At 70.4% G+C, this 5,621-nt stretch carries 6 protein-coding genes; 5 read left to right on the top strand and 1 reads right to left on the bottom strand.

Annotated elements, in window-relative coordinates:
* The 5 genes from KDH83_RS29080 to KDH83_RS29060 form a co-directional block, all read left to right on the top strand.
* A partial coding sequence (locus tag KDH83_RS29080) for an MFS transporter (protein WP_212322192.1) occupies positions 1–1,082 on the top strand: 1,082 nt, incomplete at its 5' end.
* Between the two features lie 89 nt (positions 1,083–1,171).
* Positions 1,172–1,699: a 2,4'-dihydroxyacetophenone dioxygenase family protein gene (locus KDH83_RS29075; RefSeq protein WP_103274723.1), complete on the top strand. Its 528-nt coding sequence runs from the start codon at positions 1,172–1,174 to the stop codon at positions 1,697–1,699.
* A gap of 138 nt (positions 1,700–1,837) precedes the next feature.
* Positions 1,838–2,815, top strand: coding sequence for a tripartite tricarboxylate transporter substrate binding protein (locus tag KDH83_RS29070; RefSeq protein ID WP_249205430.1), 978 nt, complete (start codon positions 1,838–1,840; stop codon positions 2,813–2,815).
* Positions 2,816–2,848: 33 nt separating this feature from the next.
* Complete coding sequence (locus KDH83_RS29065) at positions 2,849–3,568, top strand: SDR family oxidoreductase (protein ID WP_212322194.1); 720 nt, start codon at positions 2,849–2,851, stop codon at positions 3,566–3,568.
* 128 nt (positions 3,569–3,696) lie between these two features.
* On the top strand, positions 3,697–4,518 hold the full coding sequence (locus KDH83_RS29060) for an IclR family transcriptional regulator (protein WP_212322191.1): 822 nt from the start codon (positions 3,697–3,699) through the stop codon (positions 4,516–4,518).
* Positions 4,519–4,537: 19 nt separating this feature from the next.
* Here KDH83_RS29060 and KDH83_RS29055 read toward each other — a convergent pair whose 3' ends face one another.
* Complete coding sequence (locus tag KDH83_RS29055) at positions 4,538–5,497, bottom strand: DMT family transporter (protein WP_212322190.1); 960 nt, start codon at positions 5,495–5,497, stop codon at positions 4,538–4,540.
* Positions 5,498–5,621: the final 124 nt, after the last annotated feature.

The raw sequence follows: 5,621 nt of genomic DNA, 5'->3' as shown, positions 1-5,621 counted from the left end.
ACATGGGGCTGGACCTGGCCGCCGTCGGTTCGCTGACGGCGGTGTTCTCGGTGCTGGGCATGGTCGGCGGCATCGCGGCCGGCGGCGTGATCGCGCGCTTCGGCGCGCGCCGCATGCTGCTGCTGGGGCTGGCGGCCACCGCGCTGGGCACGGCCGCGGGCGCGGCGGCGCCGGGCTACGGGGCGCTGCTGGCCTCGCGCGTGCTCGAAGGGCTGGGTTTCCTGATGATCACCGTGGCGGGTCCGGCGGCCTTGCAGCGGCTGGTGACGCCGGCGCGGCGCGACCTGGCTTTCGCGCTGTGGAGCTGCTACATGCCGGCGGGCATGGCCGTCGCCATGCTGGCCTCGCAGGCCTTCGCGGACTGGCATGCGTACTGGTGGTGCGCGGGCGCGGCGGCGCTGCTGGCGCTGGCCTGCGTGGCGCTGCTGGCGCCGCCGTCCGCCACCGGCGCCAGCCTGTCCTGGCGCGGCCTGCGGCAGGACACGATCGACACGCTGGGCACGGCCGGCCCGGTGCTGCTGTCGCTGACCTTCATGCTGTACAGCCTGATGTTCTTCGCGCTGTTCAGCTTCCTGCCGGTGCTGCTGATGGAGCGGCTGGGACTGTCGCTGGCCCAGGCCGGCCTGTACAGCGCCATCGCCACCGCCGCCAACGTCATCGGCAACCTGGGGGCGGGCATGCTGCTGGCGCGCGGCTGGCGGCGTTCGACGCTGATCGCGATCGCCTGCGCATCGATGGCCCTGATCGCCTTGCTGATCTTCCGCTCGGGCGCGCCGGCCATGACGATCTTCCTGCTGTGCGTGGCGTTTTCAGCCGTTGGCGGCCTGATCCCCGCCACGCTGCTGGGCTCGGCGCCGCTGCTGGCGCCCAGGCCGGCGCTGGCGGCGGCCTCGGTCGGCCTGGTCATGCAGGGCAGCAACCTGGGCCAGGTGATCGGGCCTGTCACGGTGGGCGCCGTGATCGATCGCCACGGCTGGCCCAGCGCCGCCTGGGTGGTGGTCGCGGCCGGCGCGGGCGGCCTGCTGATCGCCTGGGGGCTGCGCCGCCTGGGGCGGCGCGCGTCGCAAGCGGCGCGCTTGTAGCCGCTACGGGTTTTCATCAATTCCCGCGTGGCTTGGGCTGCCTACAATTATCCATATTGTGAATTGTTGTCCATAATATGGATAAAAACATGCCTGTAGAGACACCCGACCAGACCCCCTTGATGCCTTACCAGTACCCGAATCCGCCGGACGCGCTGCCGGAGATCGTGGTGCCTCACGCCATCCCGCAGGACGAGCGCCTGTGGGTGCCGCAGGCCGAGAACGTGTGGTTCCGGCCGCTGTGCCTGAACGCCAGCCAGGGCTACTGGATGAACCTGCTCAGGGTCCGCAAGTCCGGCGTGCTGAGCCGCCACCGCCATCCGCAGGCGGTGCACGGCTTCGTGCTCAAGGGACGCTGGCGCTACCTGGAACACGACTGGGAGGCCGTGGAAGGCAGCTATGTGTTCGAGCCGCCCGGCGAGACCCACACGCTGTACGTGCCCGAGGACGTCGAGGAAATGATCACGTACTTCCAGGTCAACGGCGTCATGTACTACACGGATCCCTGGGGCAAGGGCATGGGCTTCGAGGACGTGTTCACCAAGATCGACATGTGCCGCAAGCACTTCGAGGCGGTCGGCCTGGGCGCCGGCTACGCCGACCAGTTCATCCGCTGATCCAGTCCGGCTGGCGCCGTGGCGCCGCACGCCAGCCGCTGCATTGCAGGCGCCGCCCGCGCGGCCGTCCGGCCATCCTTCATCCGGATCCGCGCCGCGCATCACCACAGCACAAGACCAAAGAGCAAGGGAGACAAGATGAGTGAGCACAATATGCGGCGCCGCGTCCTGGCGCGCGGCGCGGCGGCGATGGCCGCGCTGGCGTTGTTCGGCGGGCCGGCCGTGGCGGCGGATTTTCCCGGCCGCCAGATCGAGCTGATCGTGCCGTTCCAGCCCGGCGGCGGCACCGACGGCGTGGCACGCGCCTTCGCCGAGGCGGCCCGCACGCACATTCCGCGCAGCATCGTGGTGCTGAACAAGCCCGGCGCCAGCGGCGCCATCGGCTGGACCGAGATGATCAACGCCAAGCCCGACGGCTACAAGCTGGCGGTGGTGACGGTGGAGCTGGTCACGCTCAAGCCCATGGGGCTGGCGAAGTTCAACCAGGACGACATCCAGCCCATCATCCAGTTCAACGCCGACCCGGCCGCCATCACCGTGCACGCGGACGCGCCCTGGAACACGCTGCAGGAGTTCCTGGTCGACGCCAAGAAGACGGCGGGCAAGGTGTCGGTGGGCAATGCCGGCAACGGCTCGATCTGGCACTTCGCGGCGGCGGCGCTTGGGGAAAAGACCGGCATCGAGTTCAACCACATCCCGTTCCAGGGCGCCAGCCCGGCCGTGCAGGCCTTGCTGGGCAAGCACGTGGACGCGGTGGCCGTCAGCCCGGCCGAGGTGGCGCAATACGTGCTCGCCGGCAAGCTGAAGATGCTGGGCGTGATGGCGGACCAGCGCGTGAAGAACTTCGACAAGGTGCCCACGTTCAAGGAAATGGGCATAGACCTGAGCCTGGGCACCTGGCGCGGCATCGCCGGGCCGAAGAACCTGCCGCCGGAAGTCCTGGCCTATCTCAAGGCCGAGTCGCGCAAGGCGATCGATGAACCGGCCTTCCGCGAGGTGCTGGAGAAGCAGTACCTGGGCTTTTCCTATGCTGACGACAAGGGCTTTCGCGACAACATGACGCGTGACGCGGCCGTCTTCACCGAACTGGTGAAGACGCTGCCCATGAAGAACTGAGTCCGGCAAGAGGAACGCATGCAAGCGATGGACATCACGTATCGGCAGGACATTTTCGCGGGCAGGACGGCACTGGTGGCCGGCGCCACCCAGGGCATCGGCGCGGCCATCGCCAACCAGCTGGCGGCGATGGGCGCCCGGGTGGTGGCGCTGGGCCTGGGGCCGGGCGACGGCACGCTGGACGCCTCGGTGCGCACGCGCCAGGCCGACGTCACGCGCCAGCGGGAGGTGGACGAGGCGCTGGCCGATTTCGACCGGCTCGACATCCTGTTCAACTGCGCCGGCATCATCAAGCGCGGCCAGGAGCACGACCCGGACGTGTTCCAGCAGGTGCTGGACGTGAACCTGACCGGCACCATGCGGGTCTGCGCCGCCGCGCGGCCCGCGCTGAAGGCGGCGCGCGGCTGCATCGTCAACACGGCGTCGATGCTGACGTTCTTCGGCGGCGGACTGGTGCCCGGCTACGCCGCCAGCAAGGGCGGCGTGGGGCAGCTGACCAAGTCGCTGGCGATCGCCTACGCGCCGGACGGCATCCGCGTCAACGCGGTGGCGCCCGGCTGGATCGCCACGCCGCTGACCCAGGCGCTGCAGGACGACCCGGCACGTGCAGGACCCATCCTGGCGCGCACGCCGCTGGCGCGCTGGGGCAATCCCGAGGACGTGGCGCGGGCGGCGGTATTCCTGTGCACGCCGGCGGCGGGCTTCATGACGGGCGTGGTGCTGCCGGTGGACGGGGGATACATGGTGGCCTAGCGTCGCTTTCAGCCTCGACAGGCAGCAAGGCCGCGAGGACGGGGGCGGCGGGTTATGCTGTCCCGCCTTTCCGTCCGCTTTCTTTATCCGCGCGGCCGCAGCCGCGCCCGGATACACAGGTTCCTCGCATGTCTTCCGCCACGCCCGCTTCCGCTTCCAACACCGCCGACAATGGCGTCGCGGGCACCGCCGCGTTTTCCAAGTTCATGCGCGTGCTGCAATGGGTGGCGGACAATCCCGAGCCCGTGGGCATCGCCGAGATCGCCAAGGCCACCGGCTTTCCGCGTCCCACCGTGCACCGGATCGTGGCGGCGCTGACGGCCGAGCGGCTGCTGGTGGAGATCGGCGCGACCCGCAGCTGGACGCTGGGCCATCGCCTGGTGCAACTGGCCAGTCGCAGTTGGAGCCGCTCGGGCCTGCGCACGGCCGCGCGCGACGCCCTGCGCGCGCTGCGCGACGAAACCGGCGAAACCGTGCACCTGGCCGTGCCCTCGGGCCTGTGCATGGTCTATATCGAAAAACTGGAAAGCCCCAGCGCGGTGCAGATGGCCTCGCGCATCGGCACCAGCGTGTGCCTGCATTCCACCGCCGTGGGCAAGGCCTACCTGGCGGCGCTGGCGCCCGACGCGGCCGAGCCGCTGCTGGGCCAGATCGGCTACGAGCGGCAGACGCCGCAGACCATCGCCGACGCCCACGCCTTGCGCAAGCAACTGCTGGACGTGCGCGCCTGCGGCTGGTCCACGGACGCGCAGGAGAACGAGCAGGACATCCATTGCTTCGGCGCGGCGGTGCGCGATGCCGGCGGCCGTCCGGTGGCCGCCGTCAGCGTCAGCACGCTGGCGTTCCGGCAGAAGCCAGACATCCAGGCCAGCTACGTGGCGCCGCTGCTGCGCGCCTGCGCTGCGATCGGCCAGCGCCTGGCCGAGAATCCCAACCTGGCTTACGCCTAGTCTGCAAGAGAGGTTCCGGCTAGGCCTGCGCCGCCACCGGCTCGGGCTTGACGCGCACGGCGCGCAACACGCCCACGATCAGGCAGCCGATGCCGATCAAGGTCAGCGGCTGCGGCATCTGGCCGCGCAGCATGTAGGCATAGGCCAGCGCCGCCAGCGTCTCGAACACGATCAACTGCCCGACCAGCGCGGTCGGCAGGCGCTGGCTGGCCTCGTTCCAGCACAGCGTGCCCAGCCACGATGCGAACAGGCCGATGGCGGCCATCAGCGCCAGGAACACTTCGGGGCGCGGACCCAGCGGCATGGGAAAGGCGTTGCCGGTCGCCGCCATGCCGGTCCACAGCAGCGCGTAGCCGGCCAGGGCCAGCGGCAGCGTGGCCACGCCCTGGGCGGTGGCCCAGGTGCGCGGGCTGCGGTCGGGATGGGCGCGCAGCCAGTCGGCGTTGCGCAGCGGATACCAGGTCCAGCAGGCCACGGCGGCCAGCGCCAGCAGCGCGCCCAGCGCGTAACGGCCCAGGTCGGCGTCCGGATCCTGGCGCAGCGCCTGCAGCTCGACCTGGTTGACGCAGGCGATGCCCAGCGCGATCAGCGCCAGCGACGGCGCCAGCCGCTTCCAGGGCAGCCGCCCGTCACGGCGCGCGTTGCGCAGGTGGGCGCTGACGGCGATCACGACCGGCAGCGTGCCGATGATCATGGTGGGCACCGGCCCGCCGGCGCGCTGGATGGCGCTGGCCAGGCACAGGTAGTACAGCAGGTTGCCGATGGCGGCCAGCTTCAGCGCCTCGATCCAGTCGGCGCGGCCCAGCTGGCGCAGCGCGCGCCGGTCCAGCCAGGCCAGTGGCAGCGCGATCAGGCCGAAGGCCAGGTAGCGGGCCACCGATTGCAAGGCCGCCGGATACTCGGGCAGCAGCAGCGGGCCCACGAACACCAGCCCCCACATCAGGCCGGCGGCCAGGGCGTACAGGGTTCCAGCCCACATAGAATCACTCCGGTTCCAGACAAGGAAAACGCGGCCAGTCTATCGGCGGGAGGAGAGGGCGGTCTTGTACCAGATTGCTGCGCGGGCGTTGGCGGCACATCCCCGCGACCGCGTCGGCAGCGCC

It is taken from the genome of Achromobacter sp. Marseille-Q0513, from assembly GCF_018195695.1.
Taxonomy (GTDB): domain Bacteria; phylum Pseudomonadota; class Gammaproteobacteria; order Burkholderiales; family Burkholderiaceae_B; genus Achromobacter.
The sequence above is the reverse complement of the archived record's forward strand: the minus strand, read 5'-3'. Positions and strand labels throughout refer to the sequence as shown.